Annotated in this window: 20 protein-coding genes; 13 read left to right on the plus strand and 7 right to left on the minus strand. The window is 58.6% G+C overall.

Annotated elements, in window-relative coordinates; translation table 11 throughout:
* Window positions 1-24 precede the first annotated feature (24 nt).
* Window positions 25-1,113 (minus strand): inositol-3-phosphate synthase, encoded by a 1,089-nt coding sequence (locus MHX65_RS08030; protein WP_239269610.1) that lies wholly within the window; start codon window positions 1,111-1,113, stop codon window positions 25-27.
* A gap of 116 nt (window positions 1,114-1,229) precedes the next feature.
* On the opposite strand from MHX65_RS08030, the gene MHX65_RS08035 reads away from it, so the two are divergent.
* The 8 genes from MHX65_RS08035 (at window position 1,230) to dnaB (ending at window position 8,948) form a co-directional block, all read left to right on the plus strand.
* Window positions 1,230-1,604: a DUF5318 family protein gene (locus MHX65_RS08035; protein ID WP_239269611.1), complete on the plus strand. Its 375-nt coding sequence runs from the start codon at window positions 1,230-1,232 to the stop codon at window positions 1,602-1,604.
* A gap of 75 nt (window positions 1,605-1,679) precedes the next feature.
* Window positions 1,680-3,938: a transglycosylase domain-containing protein gene (locus tag MHX65_RS08040; RefSeq protein ID WP_239269612.1), complete on the plus strand. Its 2,259-nt coding sequence runs from the start codon at window positions 1,680-1,682 to the stop codon at window positions 3,936-3,938.
* 16 nt (window positions 3,939-3,954) lie between these two features.
* Window positions 3,955-5,346 (plus strand): glycosyltransferase family 87 protein, encoded by a 1,392-nt coding sequence (locus MHX65_RS08045; protein WP_239269613.1) that lies wholly within the window; start codon window positions 3,955-3,957, stop codon window positions 5,344-5,346.
* Entirely contained in the window at window positions 5,343-5,531 is a 189-nt protein-coding gene (locus MHX65_RS08050; protein ID WP_239269614.1) for a hypothetical protein, read from the plus strand. The genes MHX65_RS08045 and MHX65_RS08050 overlap by 4 nt, the downstream gene beginning before the upstream one ends.
* Before the next feature lie 122 nt (window positions 5,532-5,653).
* Window positions 5,654-5,944 (plus strand): 30S ribosomal protein S6, encoded by a 291-nt coding sequence (gene rpsF, locus MHX65_RS08055; RefSeq protein WP_023016353.1) that lies wholly within the window; start codon window positions 5,654-5,656, stop codon window positions 5,942-5,944.
* A gap of 49 nt (window positions 5,945-5,993) precedes the next feature.
* The gene (locus tag MHX65_RS08060; protein ID WP_239269615.1) at window positions 5,994-6,551 is read left to right on the plus strand and encodes a single-stranded DNA-binding protein; all 558 of its coding nucleotides are present in this window, start codon (window positions 5,994-5,996) and stop codon (window positions 6,549-6,551) included.
* A gap of 48 nt (window positions 6,552-6,599) precedes the next feature.
* Window positions 6,600-7,052, plus strand: a complete 453-nt coding sequence (gene rplI / locus MHX65_RS08065; protein WP_023024485.1) for a 50S ribosomal protein L9 — start codon at window positions 6,600-6,602, stop codon at window positions 7,050-7,052.
* 462 nt (window positions 7,053-7,514) lie between these two features.
* Entirely contained in the window at window positions 7,515-8,948 is a 1,434-nt protein-coding gene (gene dnaB / locus MHX65_RS08070) for a replicative DNA helicase (RefSeq protein WP_239269616.1), read from the plus strand.
* A gap of 5 nt (window positions 8,949-8,953) precedes the next feature.
* Here the strand turns inward: dnaB and MHX65_RS08075 are convergent, their stop codons facing one another.
* The 4 genes from MHX65_RS08075 to MHX65_RS08090 are packed head-to-tail and all read right to left on the minus strand — an operon-like array spanning window position 8,954 to window position 13,157.
* On the minus strand, window positions 8,954-9,418 hold the full coding sequence (locus MHX65_RS08075; protein WP_239269630.1) for a VanZ family protein: 465 nt from the start codon (window positions 9,416-9,418) through the stop codon (window positions 8,954-8,956).
* Window positions 9,419-9,446: 28 nt separating this feature from the next.
* On the minus strand, window positions 9,447-10,748 hold the full coding sequence (locus tag MHX65_RS08080) for an MFS transporter (RefSeq protein ID WP_239269617.1): 1,302 nt from the start codon (window positions 10,746-10,748) through the stop codon (window positions 9,447-9,449).
* 3 nt (window positions 10,749-10,751) lie between these two features.
* Window positions 10,752-12,947, minus strand: coding sequence for a heavy metal translocating P-type ATPase (locus MHX65_RS08085; protein WP_239269618.1), 2,196 nt, complete (start codon window positions 12,945-12,947; stop codon window positions 10,752-10,754).
* A 9-nt stretch (window positions 12,948-12,956) separates the two neighbouring features.
* Window positions 12,957-13,157, minus strand: coding sequence for a heavy-metal-associated domain-containing protein (locus MHX65_RS08090; protein ID WP_023024475.1), 201 nt, complete (start codon window positions 13,155-13,157; stop codon window positions 12,957-12,959).
* Window positions 13,158-13,276: 119 nt separating this feature from the next.
* Here MHX65_RS08090 and trxA point away from each other — a divergent pair, with 119 nt between their 5' ends.
* Together trxA and MHX65_RS08100 are read left to right on the plus strand one after the other, a co-directional pair.
* Window positions 13,277-13,648 carry a thioredoxin gene (gene trxA / locus MHX65_RS08095; protein ID WP_023024472.1) on the plus strand — a complete coding sequence of 124 codons (372 nt, stop codon included), beginning with the start codon at window positions 13,277-13,279 and terminating at the stop codon, window positions 13,646-13,648.
* 91 nt (window positions 13,649-13,739) lie between these two features.
* On the plus strand, window positions 13,740-14,477 hold the full coding sequence (locus tag MHX65_RS08100) for a PspA/IM30 family protein (protein ID WP_239269619.1): 738 nt from the start codon (window positions 13,740-13,742) through the stop codon (window positions 14,475-14,477).
* Here the strand turns inward: MHX65_RS08100 and MHX65_RS08105 are convergent.
* Window positions 14,474-15,649, minus strand: a complete 1,176-nt coding sequence (locus tag MHX65_RS08105; RefSeq protein WP_239269620.1) for an NYN domain-containing protein — start codon at window positions 15,647-15,649, stop codon at window positions 14,474-14,476. The two genes, MHX65_RS08100 and MHX65_RS08105, sit on opposite strands and share 4 nt — an antisense overlap.
* Window positions 15,650-15,857: 208 nt before the next feature.
* On the opposite strand from MHX65_RS08105, the gene MHX65_RS08110 reads away from it, so the two are divergent.
* The 3 genes from MHX65_RS08110 to MHX65_RS08120 are packed head-to-tail and all read left to right on the plus strand — an operon-like array spanning window position 15,858 to window position 18,009.
* Window positions 15,858-16,232, plus strand: coding sequence for a GntR family transcriptional regulator (locus MHX65_RS08110; RefSeq protein WP_239269621.1), 375 nt, complete (start codon window positions 15,858-15,860; stop codon window positions 16,230-16,232).
* The gene (locus MHX65_RS08115) at window positions 16,229-17,032 is read left to right on the plus strand and encodes an ATP-binding cassette domain-containing protein (RefSeq protein WP_239269622.1); all 804 of its coding nucleotides are present in this window, start codon (window positions 16,229-16,231) and stop codon (window positions 17,030-17,032) included. Before MHX65_RS08110 ends, MHX65_RS08115 begins: the two co-directional genes overlap by 4 nt.
* Window positions 17,029-18,009, plus strand: a complete 981-nt coding sequence (locus tag MHX65_RS08120; protein ID WP_239269623.1) for a hypothetical protein — start codon at window positions 17,029-17,031, stop codon at window positions 18,007-18,009. The genes MHX65_RS08115 and MHX65_RS08120 overlap by 4 nt, the downstream gene beginning before the upstream one ends.
* Window positions 18,010-18,374: 365 nt before the next feature.
* Here MHX65_RS08120 and MHX65_RS08125 read toward each other — a convergent pair.
* Window positions 18,375-18,563, minus strand: a 189-nt coding sequence (locus MHX65_RS08125) for a hypothetical protein (RefSeq protein WP_239269624.1), incomplete at its 5' end; no start/stop codon positions are given.

An 18,563-nucleotide genomic window follows, 5' to 3' on the forward strand; every position in this document is an offset into this window, starting at 1 on the left:
GGCGGTAGTATCGCGACGAAAAAATTAGCTTCCCTTAATAAAATCTTCCAGCTCATTGCGCGCGACATCGTCGCCCTTCTGCACTGGAGGGGACTTCATCAGGTAGGAGGAAGCGGAAAGTACCGGTCCGGCAACCTTGCGGTCCAAGGCGATCTTGGCGGCACGGACGGCATCGATAATGATGCCGGCGGAGTTAGGGGAGTCCCAGACCTCGAGCTTGTACTCCAGGTTCAGCGGGACCTCGCCGAATGCGGAACCCTCCAAGCGGACATAGGCCCACTTGCGGTCATCCAGCCACTCCACGTAGTCCGAGGGACCGATGTGGACGTTGCGGTCTGCGCGCTTGCCAGCAATAGGGGAATTGTGCACGTTGGAGGTCACGGACTGGGTCTTGGAAATCTTCTTAGACTCCAGGCGCTCGCGCTCCAGCATGTTCTTGAAGTCCATGTTGCCGCCCACGTTGAGCTGCATCGTGCGGTCCAAGCGCACGCCGCGGTCTTCAAAAAGCTTCGCCATAACGCGGTGGGTAATGGTGGCACCAACCTGGGACTTGATGTCATCGCCCACGATGGGCAGGCCGGCGTCTTCAAACTTCTTGGCCCACTCTGGGTCGGAAGCAATGAAGACCGGCAGGGCGTTTACGAATGCGCAACCAGCGTCGATAGCGGCCTGGGCGTAGAACTTATCCGCCTCTTCGGAACCAACCGGCAGGTAAGAAACAACAACCTCGGCACCGGCCTCGCGGAGGGCAGCTGCGACATCGGCAGGAGCTTCATCCGATTCCGTGATGGATTCCTGGTAGTAACGGCCCAGGCCATCCATGGTGGGGCCGCGCTGAACGGTGACCCCGAGGTCTGGGACGTCTGCGATGGTGATGGTGCAGTTGCGGGAGCTGCGGGTAGCCTCCGCAAGATCCTTGCCCACCTTGTCTCCATCGACGTCGAAGGCCGCGACGAACTCAATATCGCCGACGTGGTAAGGCCCGAACTGGGTGTGCATCAGGCCAGGAATATTTTCCTCTGCTGCGGCGTTGCGATAAAACTCCACGCCCTGAATAAGGGATGTGGCGCAGTTGCCGACGCCGACGATGGCGACCTTTACTTTGTCAGACACACTATGCTCCTTTATAAATTCGTTGCTGTGTGGTGCCTGCGCAACGTTAGGCCAGAAATTATGCCTGGTGGTAGCACGACGGCATATGGATCGATCAAGAAGAGGAAATTAAGATAATGCGGGTGAATTCCGTTGCCTTTAAGCACGAGCTTTCTCACGAATGGGAGCGCACCCAACACGTCCGCGAATACCGCGCCGGGCACTTGGGGCGCGATGAGGTGTGTGACGCGGACTTCCTCCTCCGGGCCGCCGCCGAGCACCACGGCCGCACCATGGATAAGCCCTGCCCGGTCTGTGGGGAGGACCTGCGCCTGACCCGGTGGGTATACGGCGAGAGCCTAGGCCGGCGCGCCGGGAGCGCCCGTAGCGAGCAAGAAATAGCGGAATTTGTTGGTGAAGGCCTGGAATTTACCGTGCATGAGGTGGAGGTCTGTCGACACTGCCGGTGGAATCATTTGTTGCGTTCTGCAACGGCTTTTAACGCGTGTTAGTTTTCGACGCACCGCCTTAGGCAGTAAGCTGCAATTATTTAGATTGTTACCAGGGATGAATGAGGACACGAATCAGTGACCGAGAAGGAATCTACTGGCGAGTCCACTAAGGTGGACCGCCGTAAAGAAGGCGAAGAACCCAAAAAGCGCCGCATCTGGCCGTGGGTCGTTGCGGCTCTCCTAGTGGTTTTTGTGGCACTGCCTGCAGGCCTTTTTGCGTATGCCTATTCGCAATACACCGTTCCGGAGCCCAAAGAGCTGGCCAATAACCAGGTCTCTACCATCTATGCCTCCGATAACGACACCCAGTTGGCGCGTTTGGTTCCGCCGGAAGGCAACCGCACGCATGTGACCTTGGATGAGGTACCCGTCTTTGTCCAAGACTCCGTGCTCGCCGCCGAGGACCGCGACTTCTGGGAAAACTCCGGCTTTTCCTTTACCGGTTTGGGCCGCGCGGTACTGGGTAAGGTCACCGGCAATGACACCGCCGGTGGTGGTTCCACGATTACCCAGCAGTACGTGAAAAACACCCTGGTGGGCAACGAATATTCCTACGTGCGCAAGGCGCGCGAGCTCATCTACTCCATTAAGATGACCAATGAGTGGGAAAAAGAAGACATCCTTAACGCCTACCTGAACACGGTCTACTTCGGCCGCAATGCCTACGGCATCCAGGCTGCATCCAACGCCTACTTTGATAAGGACGCCAAGGACCTCACCCCTGAGGAAGGCGCCATGCTCGCCGGTCTTATCCAGTCGCCTTCTGGCCTGGACCCGCGCGTGAACCAGGAAGGTTCCGAAAACCGGTGGAACTACGTTCTTGACGGCCTCGTGGACATGGGCGATCTCAGCAAGGAAGAGCGCGATGGAATGGTCTTCCCGGAGACCCGCGACCCCTCTGAGTATTCGGCATATACGGAAGCCCCTGGTGCTAATGGCCACATTAAGGACCAGGTCATCCGCGAACTTGAAGAGGTGGGAATTACGGAAAACCAGGTCTCCACCGGCGGCCTGCGCATTACCACCACCATCGATATGAACGTGCAAAACAATACGGTGCAGGCAGTCGATGACCAGCTGGCGCCGCTGCAAGAAGACGCCCGCGCCGCTTCCGTGACCATCGACCCGAAGACGGGTGCGGTGCGCGGTTACTTTGGCGGGCATGATTCCAACGGTTGGGACTACGCCAATTCGCCGCTACAGACCGGCTCGACCTTCAAGATCATGGCGCTTGCCGCTGCACTGCAGCAGGGCATTAGCTTGGATACCAACTACTCCTCGGCGCCGTACCAGCTGCCGGGCTCCGATCTGGTCACCAACGTGGGCGGCGGCTGTGGCGTATGCGACCTACGCGAGGCGACCAAGCAGTCCCTGAACACGTCTTACTTGCGCCTGCAGAGCGATTTGAAGAACGGTACCCAGGACACCGCGGATATGGCCCACGCTTTGGGCGTTGCCCGCTCGCTGCCGGGTATCGAAGAGACGCTGACCGAAAACGGCAAGCAGCCTTTCGAAGGCGTGGTCTTGGGCCAGTACCAGTCCCGTCCGCTGGACATGGCAACCGCGATGTCTACCCTTGCGAACCAGGGCGTCTGGCACAACCCGCACTTTGTGCAGCGCGTAGAAAATGCCGCCGGTGAAGTTCTGTATGAACACCCAGACGATGAGGGCGAGCGCCGCGTTTCTGCCAATGTGGCCAATAACGTCCTTGAGGCCATGGGGCCGGTGGCGGCATGGTCCAACGGCTCGCTGGCGGGCGGACGTGCTTCGGCATCTAAGACCGGTACGACCCAGCTGGGTGATTCGGGAACTAATAAGGATGCGTGGATGGTCGGCGCTACCCCGCAGCTTGCCTCCGCCGTGTGGGTCGGTACGGCCGATAACACCTCTGCCATTTTCGACCAGTATGGCGGCATCATGTACGGTGCGGGCGCACCGACGAAGATCTGGAAGTCCGTGTTGGATAACTCCTTGGCGGACCAGGAATTCCAGCAATTCCCCTCTGCTTATCCCGTACGCTTCGGCACGGTTTCTGCCGGCGGTGGCGCTCCGGCCTACAACTCAGGTGGTAGCGCCGGCGGGCAAAGCACCCAGAACTACACTGGTCCAGCGCAAAATGGCGCCCCTGAAGAAGAGACCAGCCCAGCACCTGCGGAAAGCCCGGAAGCGGGTCGCGATGCCCCATCACAGCAGCCGGAGACCCAGGGAGGCAATAATGGAAACGGCGGCAACCGGGGCAACGGCGGCGGCAATAATGAGCCGGCCCCACCCGAAGCTCCGTCTTTAGATGACATCCTTGACCGCGAAGGCGGCCTGGCTGACCTCTTAGGCTAAGCAAGGAGCGGTACGCGTGAGCCAAGATCAGCGCTTGTCTGCTGCAGACGAACCTATGGCGCGGGGCGTCATCGAGTTCCTGGGCGGGCCGAGGGGACGCTTTGCCCGGGGCAGCCGCACGCAGTGGTGGACCCCGTTGCGCGCGCTCATCGCGGTAGCATGGGTTTTCTTAGCCGGCGGGTTCTTATCCAAGGCAAATTGCGCTACTGGTACTCCCGGCGAAGACGGCACCATCAAGCTTGATTGGTCCGCCAACCGCCAGTACACCTCTTTTTGCTATAACGACATCGTCCCGCTGTATGAAGGCCGCGGTTTAGATCAACCGGGCTTTCCCTACGCCTATTCCTGGCAGGAAGATGGCCTGACCCGCTACATGGAATACCCGGTATTGGCGGGCATGTTCCAGGGCCTGATGGGCTGGATTGCGCGCCATACCTATGGGCTCGTGGAGTGGGCCGGGGTGCCCGCCGCTGGTTGGTACTTTGGGCTAACCGCCATGGTCATGGCCTGCATCTGGGTCGGCGTCATCTACATGGTCTACCTTTTGGTGGGAAATCGCACGTGGGACACCATCCTGGTGGCCGCCAGCCCGTTGATTATCATCCATGCCTTTAGCAATTGGGATATACCTGCCATCGCCTTTGCCGTCGGCGCGCTGCTGGCCATTAGCCGCCACCGCCCCTGGCTCGCCGGCATCCTCATCGGCCTTGGAACCGCATTCAAATTATGGCCGGTATTCCTGCTTGGTGCGTTTTTCGTCCTTGCCTGGCGCAATCGCCGCTGGGACGCTTTTGCCAAGGTCGCCGTCGCTACGGCCGCCGCGTGGCTCGTGGTCAACCTTCCCGTCGCCTTGAAATACCCGGCGGCTTGGGCGGAATTTTTCCGCTTGAACCAGGAGCGCGGCGCGGAATGGACCACCCTGTATGCACTGATTAGCCGGAATTCGGGCATTTCTTTCAGCCAGGACTTTTTGAATACCTTCTCCCTCGTGGCATTCATCCTCTTGTGCGTCTGTATTGCCTTGGCCGGCTGGCGCAGCCCGCTTACCCCGCGGGTGGCGGAGTTGGTATTCCTCATCGTTGCGGCTTTCCTGCTGGTCAATAAGGTATGGTCCCCGCAGTATTCGCTCTGGCTGCTGGTCCCAGCGGCCTTGGCCGTGCCGCGTTGGCGGTTGGTTTTGGGCTGGGCGCTTGCCGATGCCCTCGTATGGCCCCTACTTATGTGGCACATGCTCGGCATTGATAATAAGGGCATTCCCCACGAGCTTTTGGACGTGGCGATCCTCGTGCGCGATGGATTCATTATCGCCATGGCGGTGATTGTTCTGCGGCAAATGTGGAATAACACGGAAGATAAAGTGCGTGCTGCGCATACGGGCCGCGACCCAGTGGCGGGAGTATTTCAATGATTGTGACATTAATCGGCATGGTGTCGATCTTGTTGGGCTTTATCTGCGTCATGGCGGCGTTTTGGCTGTTTCATAACAGGGAAGATAAGCGCGGGCCCATCATCTTGGGCGTCCTTGCCATTGTTTTTCTGACCATCATCCCTGCGACGTGTGCTATCTTTTTTGCCGCCACCACGACGGGATAGATTTCTTTTCGCCGGTCATATGCGGTACTGTGGTGGGGTTGCTTGACGCAACGTACCCTCCTGCTGCATCCGCAAAGGTGATGCAGCCGAAAACGACTAGACCATAGGAGGTGATGAGGTCCGTGCGTCACTACGAAGTCATGATCATTCTGGATCCTAATCAGGATGAGCGCACCGTAACCCCGTCCCTAGATAAGTACCTCGACATCGTCCGCAAGGACGGCGGCAAGGTTGAGAACCTCGATGTATGGGGCAAGCGTCGCCTTGCATACCCCATCGAGAAGAAGGAAGAGGGCATTTACGCCGTCGTTAACCTGGAGTGCGAGCACCCTTCGGTTTCCGAGCTCGACCGCCGCCTGAACCTGAACGACACCATCCTGCGTACCAAGGTTCTGCGCACCGACAGCAAGTAGCGGATACTGGGATCAGGCACAATCCACGTAACCGATAAGGAGTAAAGACATGGCACAGGGAGATACCAATATTACGGTGGTGGGCAACATGGTTGCTGACCCCGAGCTTCGCTTCACCCCAGCGGGTGCGGCGGTAGCTAACTTCCGCGTCGCCTCCACGCCTCGTCGCTATAATTCGCAGACGAACCAGTGGGAAGACGGCGAAGCTATGTTCCTGACCTGCAACGTATGGCGCCAGGCGGCGGAGAACGTCGCCGAGACCCTGAGCAAGGGCATGCGCATCATCGTTACCGGCCGCTTGAAGCAGCGTTCCTTCCAGACCCGCGAGGGTGAAAACCGCACTGTATTTGAGATCGACGTCGATGAGGTCGGTCCGTCGCTCCGCTACGCCACCGCACAGGTAAACCGCAATCCCCGTGAGGGCGGCGGCAACTATGGTGGCGGCCAGCAGCAGCGCTCGAATAACAATAATCAGGGCGGCTTTGGAGGACAGCAACAGCAACAGCAGCAGTCGCAGCAGCAGAACCAGGCTCCTGCAGAGGATCCGTGGAACTCCGCACCGCCCGCTGGCGGCTTCGGAGGCGCTGATTCTGAACCCCCGTTCTAAGTCTGTCACCCGCAACTATTCAACTAACTCAATTGAAAGGCAGGGATCATGAAGCTGATCCTCACCGCTGCCGTTGAGAACCTCGGCGCCGCTGGCGAAATTGTTGAGGTTAAGGACGGCTACGGACGTAATTACCTGCTTCCCCGCGGCTTGGCTATCGTGGCTTCCCGCGGCGCTGAGAAGCAGATTGAGGGCATCAAGCGCGCCCAGGAAGCTCGCGAAATTCGCGACCTGGACCACGCACGCGAGGTCCGCAACCAGCTTGAGCAGCTGACGAACGTTGAGGTCAAGGTTAAGACCTCCACTTCCGGCAAGCTCTTCGGTTCCGTTACCGCAGAAGACATTGTCAAGGCCGTCTCCAAGGCCGGTGGCCCTAACTTGGATAAGCGTATCGTTGATATGCCCAAGGGCCTGGTCAAGAAGACCGGCAACTACCAGGTCGAGCTGAAGCTGCACGCTGACGTGCTCGGCAAGGTGAACTTCTCGGTCGTCGCTGCCTAAGCAGCGCTCGACGGTCCACAGACCCAAAGACAACAGCACGGCTTAAGGCCCCAAGAATTCTCTATGTGAGGTGGAGAATTCCTGGGGCCTTTTGCCTACCCAATTGGCCTGTGGATAACTGTGAAAATCTGTGGATGAATGTGGAATTCAGGGTTCGGGGACACCACGATTTTGTCACGACTTTACCGCTGGTCACGGCCTATTTTCCGCTACGCTGTGGGAATTTTCACACTAGCAAATAACAGCTCTGACCAGCGGTTATTATCGCTGCAGGTCAGGGCGGTGTTGAGTTATCCACACCCGTGACCTCGGTAAATGAAATGCAAGGATCGGCCTACCAGGTAATTCCACAAGACCCTGTGGATAACTGTGGGAGTTATACCCAGGCGGGTAGTGTCCGGGCGCTCGTCTACACTTGGACAGCGTTACACAAGGTCGCTTCACGGACACCAAGGGGGACACATGACCAACGCGAGCTTTGATGATGAACAGCTTCCACCGGAACCGCCTGCGCCGGATAACGCCGTCGCGCGCCGGCCGCGGTATCAACAGGACCAACCGCAGCGCTACGAGGAGTATCGTCAGCCGCCATCGGACCGGGAAGCCGAGCAGGGCGTATTGGGTGCAATGCTGCTTAGCCCCAATACGGTCATGGAGGTTATTGAAGAGCTCGAACCCGATGACTTTTATTATCCGGCCCACGCGCTAATTTATGGCGCGATGCTGGACCTTTATGCAGCGGGCCAAGACATTGACCCGCTTATCCTTTCCTCGCGGTTGGATAGGTTCAATAACCTTGAGCGCGTTGGCGGCGCACCCTATTTGCACACGCTTTTGGCTACGGTTCCTACCGCTGCCAACGCCCGCTATTACGCGGAAATCGTGGCGGAAAAGGCCGTCTTGCGCCGGCTAGTGGATGCCGGTACGCGCGTGGTCCAATTGGGCTTTTCGGGCACGGAGGATGCTGAGATCGAATCGGTGATCGACCGGGCCCAGCAGGAAGTTTTTGCCATCGCCCAGCGCAAAACCGCTGAGGACTACCGCGTGCTGGGGGATCTGATTGACCCGACCATTGATGAGTTGGCGGCGCTGCAGCAGGCCGGCGGCGTTGAATTGGGTGTGCCCACAGGGTTTATTGACTTGGATAAGCTCACCAACGGTTTGCACGCAGGCCAGATGATCATCGTGGCCGCGCGACCCGGTGTGGGTAAGTCCACGCTGGCGATGGACTTCATTCGCTCGTGCTCGCTGCAGCACGGCAAGTCCTCCGTCATCTTCTCCTTGGAAATGTCCGCCTCAGAGATCGTTATGCGCCTGCTCTCCGCGGAATCCGAGGTCAAGCTTACCGATATGCGCAGTGGCGGGGTGTCCACAGAGGATTGGGCGAAGATCGATGACACGCTTAACCGCGTTCAAGATGCGCCGCTGTTTATCGATGATTCCCCGAACCTGACGATGATGGAGATCCGCTCCAAGGCCCGCAGGCTCAAGCAGCAGCATGGCCTCGACCTTATCGTTTTGGACTATCTGCAGCTGATGTCCTCGGGCAAAAAGGTAGAGTCACGCCAGCAAGAGGTCTCGGAATTCTCGCGCCAGCTTAAGCTATTGGCCAAGGAGCTTGAGGTGCCGGTGATTGCCATTTCGCAGCTGAACCGTGGACCTGAAGCCCGAAACGACAAGAAGCCACAATTGGCTGACCTGCGTGAGTCCGGTTCCTTGGAGCAGGACGCCGATATGGTGATGCTGCTTTACCGCCCAGACTCGCAGGACCGTGATAACGAGCGCGCCGGTGAAGCGGATATTATCTTGGCCAAGCACCGCGGCGGGCCCATTGACACCGTACAGGTGGCCCACCAGCTGCACTACTCCAAGTTCGTCAACATGGCGCACGGATAAAAGACTTATAGGTCCACGACGGCCGCGGGGTCCCCTAACCGGGGACCCAGAATTACCAGCACGATAAAGACCGCCGCAGCGGCCAGAGAGAGCCACCGCCAAACCGGGAAGAAGCGTTGGCCGCACCAGTAGGCGATCGCTGCACCGATGAGCGCGCCGAGGGTATTAAAGAGGAGATCGTCGACATCCGTGCGGCCCAGCGCGAAGGCATATTGGGCCGTCTCTAGCGTTAAGCTCAGCGCGAACCCCCAGGCCGTGGATACTTTTACGGAACGGCAAAGGGTAAATACTAGGAGCCCGAAGGGGATGAAGAAGGCGGTATTACCGGCGTATTCAAAAAGCGGGGCGAACCAACTATTACCGGAGAATTCATCGAGGGGAACTAAATGGAGCTCGCGGACGCGTTGATTTTCGGGTTTCCATAGGTAACCGATCTGGAAGAAGGCCTTCAGGGTGGTCAGTGCCACCATGACGCTTATCCAGGCGCTTAGGGCTAATTTATCGAGCAAGGGCCTCACCCTTCAGCTCAGGCAAAGTAAATGCCGCTACGGCGGCGATGGCGAATGCGGCCGCAAATAACACAAAGAGGAATCCAGCACCGGTCGCCGCGATCAATGGCGGCACAATAAGCGGTGCCACGATGGAGGCTATGCGGCCAAAACCCGCCGCGGCGCCCGTACCGCGACCGCGCAGCGCGGTGGGGTAGAGCTCCGGACCAATGGCATACAGGGCACCCCAGGCGCCGAGGTTGAAGAAGGACAACAGGCACCCGGCGATGATGATGAATACCTCGGAGCTTGCGGTTCCATAGAGCCCGGCGGAGACGGCGGAGCCGACCAAGAACACGGCGAGGGTGATTCGCCGGCCCCAGACCTCAATGAGCCAGGCGGCGGTGGCATAGCCCGGCAACTGCGCCAGGGTAATGATGAGGGTGAAGCTGAATGATTTTACGAGCGAGAAACCATCGGCAACCAGCAGGGACGGAATCCAGATGAAGGCGCCGTAATAGGAGAAGTTGACGCAAAACCAAATGGTCCACAGCGCCGCCGTGCGCCGGCGCAGGCCCGGCCCCCAAATGGAGGTCTCGGTGGAGGCGGTGGGTTCTGGGTGGGCATCGTCAAGCCGCTGGCCCGCGGCGGCCTCTTCGAAGGACGCCACAATCTCTTCGGCCTCCTCGTGGCGGCCCTTGGACTCGAGGAAGCGCACCGATTCCGGCAAGCCCAGGCGCACGTAGACCGAATAAGCGGCGGGGATGAGACCCACGGCAAAACCCCAGCGCCAGCCGTTTTCGCCGGCGCCCACGATGAAGGTGCCGATGAGCGCGGCGAGGATCCAGCCGAGCGCCCAGAAGGCCTCGAGGAGGACCACCATGCGCCCGCGGATGCGGCGCGGCGAGAACTCGGAGATGAGCGTGGAGGCGACCGGCAGCTCCGCGCCCAAGCCCAGCCCGACGATGAAGCGGAAGATGATAAGCATGGTCAGCCCACCGGCCAGGGCGGAAGCGCCGGTGGCCAGGCCATAGACCAAGAGGGTGAGGGAGAAGATGTGGCGGCGGCCGTATTTATCCGCAAGGAGCCCGCCGAATGTCGCGCCCAGAGCCATGCCGAGGAAGCCAACAGAGGCGAGCCAGGAGGTTTGGGTGCTGCTCAAATCCCAATGCACGGCCAGGGCGGCCATGATGAAGGAAATGAGCCCGACATCCATAGCATCGAGCGCCCACCCTAGGCCGGAGCCCAAGAGTAGGCGCTTGTGTTTGCTGGTGACCGGAAGCCGGTCTAATCGTTCATTGCGGCTGAGCATGCGCTAATCATAGCGCTGGCTAGAAAATTTCCGGAGACGCAGGGAATTAGAGACGACGAATACGGAACTCAATGCCATGGCAATGCCGGCAAATAGCGGGTTGAGCAGGCCAAAGGCCGCCACGGGGATGAGAATAATATTGTAGGCAAAGGCCCAGAACAGGTTGCCCTTAATGATCTGCAGCGTGCGGCGGGATAGGCGAATGGCATCGGCGGCAGACCGCAGGTCCCCATTCATCAAGGTGATATCGGAGGCCTCGATGGCAACGTCGGTACCGGCGCCCATCGCCAAGCCAAGGTCCGCTTGGGCCAAGGCCGCGGCATCGTTGACGCCGTCACCAACCATCGCCACATTGTGCCCCTCGGACTGCAGCTTCTTGATGACGTCGACCTTTTCCTCCGGAATCACGCCAGCCGTGACCTCGGTGATGCCAACTTCTTCTGCCACGCGCTTGGCCGCGCCCTCATTATCGCCGGTCAGCAGGTGCGGGGTCAGGCCCAGCTTCTTCATCTGCTGGACGGCCTCGGCGGAGGTGGGCTTGACGGTGTCCCGGACCTCAATGAGCCCAGCGAGGTCATCGTCTAGGTACACCGCCACCGGGGTAGCGCCCGCGGTCTCTGCCTCGCGGAAGGCCTCAGCGTATTGGCCTAGGTCTCCACGCGGCTTGCCGACGCCCACGCGCCCCCCATCCACCGTTGCTTCCACGCCAGCGGTGCTGGTGGAAAAATCGGTGCCGGGCTCCACGTCGCGCTCACGGGCAATAGCCTGGGCGATGGGGTGCTCGGAGTTCCGTTCGACGGCGGCGGCGTAATCGAGGACATCGCCATGCACGGCCGTAACGGACATTTCCCCGGCGGTCACCGTGCCGGTCTTATCCATCACGATGGTATCGACCTGCTTGGTGGACTCGAGGATCTCCGGGCCCTTGATGAGCAAGCCCAGCTGCGCACCGCGCCCCGTGCCGACCAAGATGGCGGTTGGGGTGGCAAGGCCCAGCGCGCAAGGGCAGGCGATGATCAGCACGGAGACGGCGGCGATAAACGCCGGCGCCACGCCGCCAAAGATGAGGTGTACCAGCAGCGTGAGGACGGAAATCCCGATAACTACCGGAACGAAGACCTGCGCGATGCGGTCCACTAGGCGCTGCACGGGCGCCTTGGAGGCCTGTGCGTTGGTAACCAAGGTGGCCATTTGGGAAAGGACCGTGTCCTCGCCCACCTGGGTGGCCTTGACCTCCAACTTGCCGGAAGCGTTAATGGTGGCGCCGGTAACGGTATCGCCCACGCCCACCTCTTCCGGGACGGATTCACCGGTGATCATGGAGGCATCCACGGCGGAATTGCCGGAGACGACCTCACCATCGGTGGCAACCTTTTCGCCCGGGCGCACAACGAAGACATCGCCCACCTGCAATTGGGAGATGGGGATGCGCTTTTCCTTGCCATCCCGCAGCACGGAGGCTTCCTTCGCACCCATGGACAGCAGGGTGCGCAGCGCCTCGGACGATTGTCCCTTGGCCTTGACCTCGAACCAGCGGCCGAGGAGCAGGAAGGTAATGACCATTCCCACGGACTCAAAGTAGATATGGTCCATCTCGGCCGAGCTGGAGGACCACGACATGCTCATGGTCATGCCGGGCTCGCCGGCGTTGCCAAAGAATAGCGCGTACAGGGACCACAGGTATGCGGCCGAAGTGCCCATGGAAATTAAGGTATCCATGGTGAACGAGCCGTGCTTCAGGTTGGTCCACGTAGCGGAGTGGAAGGGGGCGCCACCAAAGATGAAGACGACGGTGGCCAGCATGGCGCAGGCCCACTGCCAGTTCTGGAACTGCAGGGCAGGCACCATGGAGACGACCATGATGGGAGCAGACAATACCGCGGAGATGATGGTGCGCCGCAGCAGGCTCTGCTGTTCTTCAGCGCGGGCATCATCAACCGGCGTGCCTTCTGCGTCTGCGTCCCCGCCCTGGTCGGCGTCATCACTGCCAGACATATCGAAGGCGCTGTATCCTGCACCTTCCACGACTTTGATCAGATCCGCGGCCGTGGACGTTTCTGGATCGAACTCAATAGAGGCGGATTCGGTGGCAAAGTTAACGCTCGCCTCCACGCCGTCTACCTTGTTGAGCTTGCGTTCTACCCGGGAAGAGCAGGACGTGCAAGTCATGCCCGAGACCCCGAGATCAACGTGTGACATAGTATTCGCCTACTTAAGGGTGTATCCGGCTTCGGCTACGGCAGCTGCTACTTGCTCATCGGTGAAATCGCTACCGGAAACAGACACAGCGCCAGTGGTGTGGTCTGCAGAAACTTCCTCAACACCGGCGATTTCGCCTACCTCTTCGCGGATGGACATTTCGCAGTGTCCGCAGCTCATTCCTTCTACGGTGTAGTTCTTCGTTGCCATGACTATCATCCTTTCTCGATTGCTTATGTCTCCATGTTATACCCCCTCGGGGTATCTAGCAAGGAAGAGATTTAGGTACGGTGGGGAATAAACCACAATGTAAAGGAGTTACAACGAGTATGGCTACTATCGACGTCACTGAAGAGAACTTTGAACAGACCGTAACCGGCGAAGGCATTACGCTTGTCGATGCCTGGGCGGACTGGTGCGGCCCATGTAAGCGCTTTGCCCCTGTCTACGAGAAGGCATCCGAGGAGCACACCGATGCTACCTTTGCCAAGCTGGACACCGAGGCAAACCAGGGCCTTGCTTCCGCGCTGCAGATTCAGTCCATTCCTACCCTGATGATCTTTCGCGATGGCATCCTCGTATTCCGCGAGGCCGGCGCACTGCCGCCCGCAGCGTTGGAGGATCTGCTCAAGCAGGTTAAGGACCTTGATATGGCTGACGTTCGCCGCCAGGTTGAAGAGCAGAACGCACAGCAGGCATAGAATCTGAATTTTCAGAGCTTCCACGGCGCTTTCTGGTGAGTATCGCTAAACTCGCTAGAAAGCGTCTTTTTTATGACCAAAGGAGATAGTGATGGCTAACCCCTTCAGCAAGGGCTGGAAGTACGTGATGAGTTCTCTCGATCAAAAGATTGATGAGAACGCCGATCCAAAGGTCCAAATCCAGCAGGCGGTCAAGGCCGCCAAGGAACAGCACCAGGAAATCTCGGATCATGCGGCAGAGATCATCGGGCACAAGTCTCAGTTGGAAATGCAGATGAACCGCCTGGTGAAGTCCCAGCAGGATTACCAATCTCAGACCGAGCGCGCACTGGAGCTTGCGGATTCCGCCGAGGACCCGCAGAAGGCGAACGAGTACAACCAAGCCGCTGAGGTAGTGGCCTCTCAGCTCGTTGCGGTGGAACAGGAACTGGAAGACGTCAAGCAGCAGTACGCGGCGGCGGAGCAGGCGGCTGAACAGGCCAAGAACCAGCAAAAACAATCCGAGGCTCGCCTGAAGGAGCAGTTGGCCCAGGTGAGCCAGCTAGAAGCGCAGGCGGATCAGGCTGCTATGCAGGAGAAGAACGCGGAAGCGCTCGATTCCATGAACGAGCTCAAGCCCGATGATTCCGTGCCGAGCCTGGATTCCGTCCGCTCCAAGATCGAAAAGCGCTACGCCGATGCCCTTGGTGCACAAGAATTGCAGCAGGCAACCGGCGGCGACCGCATGAGTGAGATTCAAGCGGCCGGCAACGACATGAAGGCCAGCGCGCGGCTGGATGCGCTGCGCGCCGATATGGCCAAGAAGAAGGAAATCGAATCCGGGGATTAATTCTCGCGGCGGATATTAATAAGCACGCCGCGAATCCCTGAGTGGAACCCATCGCGCAAGTTCACGCGCTGGGTTTCCGTCAGCGTGTATTCATGCAGGGTTTCGCAGGCGAACTGTAGCAGCGGGCGGTCGATCTCCGGTGGCAATCCGCCGCCAGACAGTAAGTGGGCTTGGTCGCGCTGCTCTGAGTTGGCGGCATTATCAAACCACCACGATGCGTATTGCTGGCCTACATCGAATGGGGACTGGAACCCAGCAGAGCTCCAGACCTCTTCTGGCAGCGGGACGTACTTCGAGCGCAGCTTGCGCCGCGGTGCCATCATTGACGGTTTCGGCGCAGGCTTTGGTGCTGCTTGATCGGTAGCCTCGGCCTCTTCGGCAGGGCCCTTCTCCGCTTCTGCAGAGGGCTTTTCCTGCTCTTGTGGGGCTGGGGTTGCGGCCTGCTGTGCGCTTTGGGGCGGCGCAGGCTTTGGGGCGGGCGCCGGCGTGGGCTTTTCCGGGGTGCCGAATGCGGTTTCCACCTCGGAGGGCTCCTCGCACTCGTCGCAGTGCTCGGTGCCTGGAAGCTCCTCTTCTGCTCCCTCTGCCTTCTGCGCCGTATCGCGCACCACCGGGGGAAGCGGGCCTTCGAGGACCTGTAGCTCCATGGAATCCGCGAAGTCCTCGCGCGGATCCAAGATGGTGGTGGAATCACACGTATGGCGCAGCGCTGCGGACATGGAATCCCAGCCAAAGCCGTACAGGTGCACGCGGATGCCATTGTCCACGGCGGTCTGCGCGCCGGGGATCATGTCAGCATCGCCGCTGACCAGAACGAAATCGGTGAACTGGTTCTTCATAGCGGCCATGACCATATCGGCCACGAGCCGAGTGTCGACGCCTTTTTGGGTGCGTCGCTCACCCCATTCAATGAGTTGCCCTGTGCGCAATTGCACGCCCTCGCAGGTGCGAAGGGCGCGTTGGTAGCGGTGTGGACCGGTATCCGGGATTCCGTCGTACCAGTATTGGCGCTGAATCGGGTTGCCTAATTGCTCCTCGATCATCCCGCCCATGGTGCTGACCACCTCGGGCAGATCGATTTCTAGCTGCGCGCGAGCCCCCGTTTCCCAGGAGTTATAAAAGCTCGCGAGCAGGTATGAGGTATCGACAAAGACAAGTGTGCGTTCAAGCATGGCTCCTAAGTTCCGTTCTAATTGTTCTAAATAAAATTCTTTGTTACCTCCAGTGTGCCTTATTCACCCCGAAACGTCGATCACAATTCGCTAATTCCCAGCATATTGGCCGCAAATGAAAAGAATTCGGTGACCATTGCGGCGTCGGCAAGCGTGTTATATGGTTAGTTACACAACTAACTAAGTAACTAACGAGCCGAAGGTGATGATGGATAACTCCACGCAGCCGCTCTTTCGGCAGATTGCGTCCTTGGTGGAAGACACCATTGTGGACGGCACTCTGGCGGAGGGCGATAAGGCGCCTTCCACCAATGAGTTGGCGGATTTCCACAACATCAACCCCGCAACCGCGCGAAAGGGGATCACCCTCTTGGTGGACTTAGGGGTGCTGGAAAAGCGCCGGGGCATCGGCATGTTTGTGGCCGAGGGTGCTTCGCGTGCCATCCGCGAGCGCAGGCGAGGCGACTTTGCCGCGGAGTATATGGCCCCGCTTGTCGATGAAGCAGTGTGCCTGGGCTACAACCGCGCCCAGCTCCATGACCTTTTCGATCGGGTTGCAGAAAGCAGAGGAATGTACTCATGATTACTACCCGCGATTTCACCTTTTCCGCAGGTCTTACCCATGGTCTGGTGGGCCGCAACGGAATTGGCAAGACCACCTTATTGCGAAAAATCGCCGGCCAAATTCAATCCGGCCGCATCACGGTCTTTGACCGCCAGCCCTTTGATAACCAATCCGTGCTCAACCGGGTGATCCTCATGGGCATCGACAATCCGCTGCCGGATTCGTGGGGAAGCAAGAAACTCGGCGCCGTCGGCCAGGCCCGATGGCCCAACTGGAATGCGGAGCGATACGACGACCTCATCGCGCGCTTTGACATCCCAAATAAGGCGTATTCCGCGCTCTCCCGCGGGCAGAAATCGGCGTTGGGATTTGTTTTCGCCGTTGCCTCTGGCTGCGAAATAATGCTTTTGGACGAGCCTTATCTGGGCCTCGACCTGCCGCGGCGCGAACTCTTTTACCAGGTCCTCCGGGAAGAACACGGTCGCACCATCGTGGTATCCACCCATCACCTCAACGAGATAGAGGGCTTACTGGACACCATTTCCCTCATGGGGGAGCACCCCATTAGCGGCCCCGTAGACGAATTTGTCGATTCTTTCCTGGAAATCAGCGGGCCCGAAGAAGCGATCTCCGCGGCCATTTCCGCACTGGACCTGCCGGTATTGGAGCGCGCTTCAACCAGCCTGGGAGACCAGGTGCTTGTCGATGCCCGCACTACCTCGCCCGATCCCGTCTTCCGCTATGCCAACGAACATCACCTCCGGGTAACAGAGGTATCACTTGAAAAGGCTGTCCGATCATTGGAGGAGCAGTCATGAAACTTCTATGGCACACAACGGAATGGGTTTGGGTTACAGTCCTATTCTTCATCGCGCTTTACCCCGTACTTTTTGGCGAAAAGTGGGGAACTGTCACCTTGCTCTTGCCCCTTGTGCCCATCCTGACGTATCAACCCAGTTTTGATAAGTACCAAGTACTTGGCTTGAGCTCACAGATATGGAATGAACACCGCCGGATTATCGTCACGGTTTTTGCTGTTGTAGCCATGGCAGGAACGGCTGCACGGCAGGGCTGGTGGGCGTTGGCCGTTTATGCGGCGGCATTGGCATGGGCACTGTGGCGCAAACCAACCCCAACCAGGACGGGGTACTCGACGACCCCTTTGGGAATTGCATCCAAGCTTGGGCGTTTCCCGCCGACGCTCGACGCACAGGCTGTATACCGCCGCCAGGTCCGAATGTGGCTGATGGTCGTCGTATTTTTATCCATCAACGTTGTGCTTTCGCTAATGAGCACGCTGTGGGAACCGATGGAATTCATCGCTTTCATTGCTTGGGTGCTCTTCTCCTTTTTCCTCAGCCAAACCATGGGCATATTGCGGGATACGCTCAGGGACTATGTCACGCTCGGCGGCACGCGCCGCCGCTGGGCGACCATGACTGCAGCGACTGGGCTCATCTTCGTCCTTGGTTGTGCCGCCGTGGGCTTAGCCCTTTCCTTCTGGGGGAACACAATCGAGGTCGCCGCCGGCATCACCGCAATCGCCGCCGTCACCGTACCTGGTCTTACGTACCTCGAGTTCCTAGAGAAGAGGACTCTTGGAGTTTTTGTGGCGTACCTCCTCGGTATCGCACCGCTGGTTTGGCTTTTCGTCCAAGGCTATGTCTCGGCCGCGGTGGGGATGTTTATAAGCCTCGGCATCTACGCCGTATGGGCCGCAACCCTGCCGATATACGCAAGCCGCATAAGCAGCCTGTGGGAGAAAGGCCTTGCGGGCTGGTTTGGCATGAAATAGAAGTGTCTGAAATCCGTGCTGCCCAGCAAGTTTGTGAAACTTTAAAGCGGTGTGTAACTTAATACGAGTCAGCGCGACCGACAGCGCCCCACAGAGACAAGACATTGTCTCTGGCTGAAGCGGCGATAGGAAAACAGGCCCTGACAAAAACAATTTTTTACTCGCAACGAGTTCCATGCTTTTGAGTATGTAGCTGTTGTGTGGTGACGATGTCTGAGAACTCAATAGTGTGCCAATGTACTTATTTTTTATTTTTGTGTGCATGGTTGTGTGTTGATTGGTCTGTTGGCCAGCAAGCCTAAAGTTGGTTTGTTGGTTGGTGTGTGCCGGTAAGGTGTTGGAATACGCATATTTTTGAATACTGTTTAGTGTTTCGGCTGCATTGATGGATTGGTTGGCATGTGATTGTGTTCAACTTTTTGTCTCCCTTTTTTGCCCCGTCGGGTTGGGGAGGCAGTGATTTTTTCTTTGTAGTAATTTTTGGACGCCAGCATGGGCCTGCTTTTGTGGGTGTGTGGTGGTTTGTTCTTTTGGTTAGGTTTGGGCTTTTCACG

Source organism: Corynebacterium sp. ACRPS (assembly GCF_022346005.1).
In the GTDB taxonomy this organism is placed as follows: Bacteria; Actinomycetota; Actinomycetes; order Mycobacteriales; family Mycobacteriaceae; genus Corynebacterium.

Bases quoted from the DNA above. Each gene is read 5' to 3' on its own strand.
- MHX65_RS08035 (WP_239269611.1), top strand. From the start codon at position 1,230: ATGCGGGTGAATTCCGTTGCCTTTAAGCACGAGCTTTCTCACGAATGG.
- MHX65_RS08050 (WP_239269614.1), top strand. From the start codon at position 5,343: ATGATTGTGACATTAATCGGCATGGTGTCGATCTTGTTGGGCTTTATC.
- MHX65_RS08060 (WP_239269615.1), top strand. From the start codon at position 5,994: ATGGCACAGGGAGATACCAATATTACGGTGGTGGGCAACATGGTTGCT.
- rplI (WP_023024485.1), top strand. From the start codon at position 6,600: ATGAAGCTGATCCTCACCGCTGCCGTTGAGAACCTCGGCGCCGCTGGC.
- dnaB (WP_239269616.1), top strand. From the start codon at position 7,515: ATGACCAACGCGAGCTTTGATGATGAACAGCTTCCACCGGAACCGCCT.
- MHX65_RS08075 (WP_239269630.1), bottom strand. From the start codon at position 9,418: ATGGTGGCACTGACCACCCTGAAGGCCTTCTTCCAGATCGGTTACCTA.
- MHX65_RS08080 (WP_239269617.1), bottom strand. From the start codon at position 10,748: ATGCTCAGCCGCAATGAACGATTAGACCGGCTTCCGGTCACCAGCAAA.
- MHX65_RS08085 (WP_239269618.1), bottom strand. From the start codon at position 12,947: ATGTCACACGTTGATCTCGGGGTCTCGGGCATGACTTGCACGTCCTGC.
- MHX65_RS08090 (WP_023024475.1), bottom strand. From the start codon at position 13,157: ATGGCAACGAAGAACTACACCGTAGAAGGAATGAGCTGCGGACACTGC.
- trxA (WP_023024472.1), top strand. From the start codon at position 13,277: ATGGCTACTATCGACGTCACTGAAGAGAACTTTGAACAGACCGTAACC.
- MHX65_RS08100 (WP_239269619.1), top strand. From the start codon at position 13,740: ATGGCTAACCCCTTCAGCAAGGGCTGGAAGTACGTGATGAGTTCTCTC.
- MHX65_RS08105 (WP_239269620.1), bottom strand. From the start codon at position 15,649: ATGCTTGAACGCACACTTGTCTTTGTCGATACCTCATACCTGCTCGCG.
- MHX65_RS08110 (WP_239269621.1), top strand. From the start codon at position 15,858: ATGGATAACTCCACGCAGCCGCTCTTTCGGCAGATTGCGTCCTTGGTG.
- MHX65_RS08115 (WP_239269622.1), top strand. From the start codon at position 16,229: ATGATTACTACCCGCGATTTCACCTTTTCCGCAGGTCTTACCCATGGT.
- MHX65_RS08120 (WP_239269623.1), top strand. From the start codon at position 17,029: ATGAAACTTCTATGGCACACAACGGAATGGGTTTGGGTTACAGTCCTA.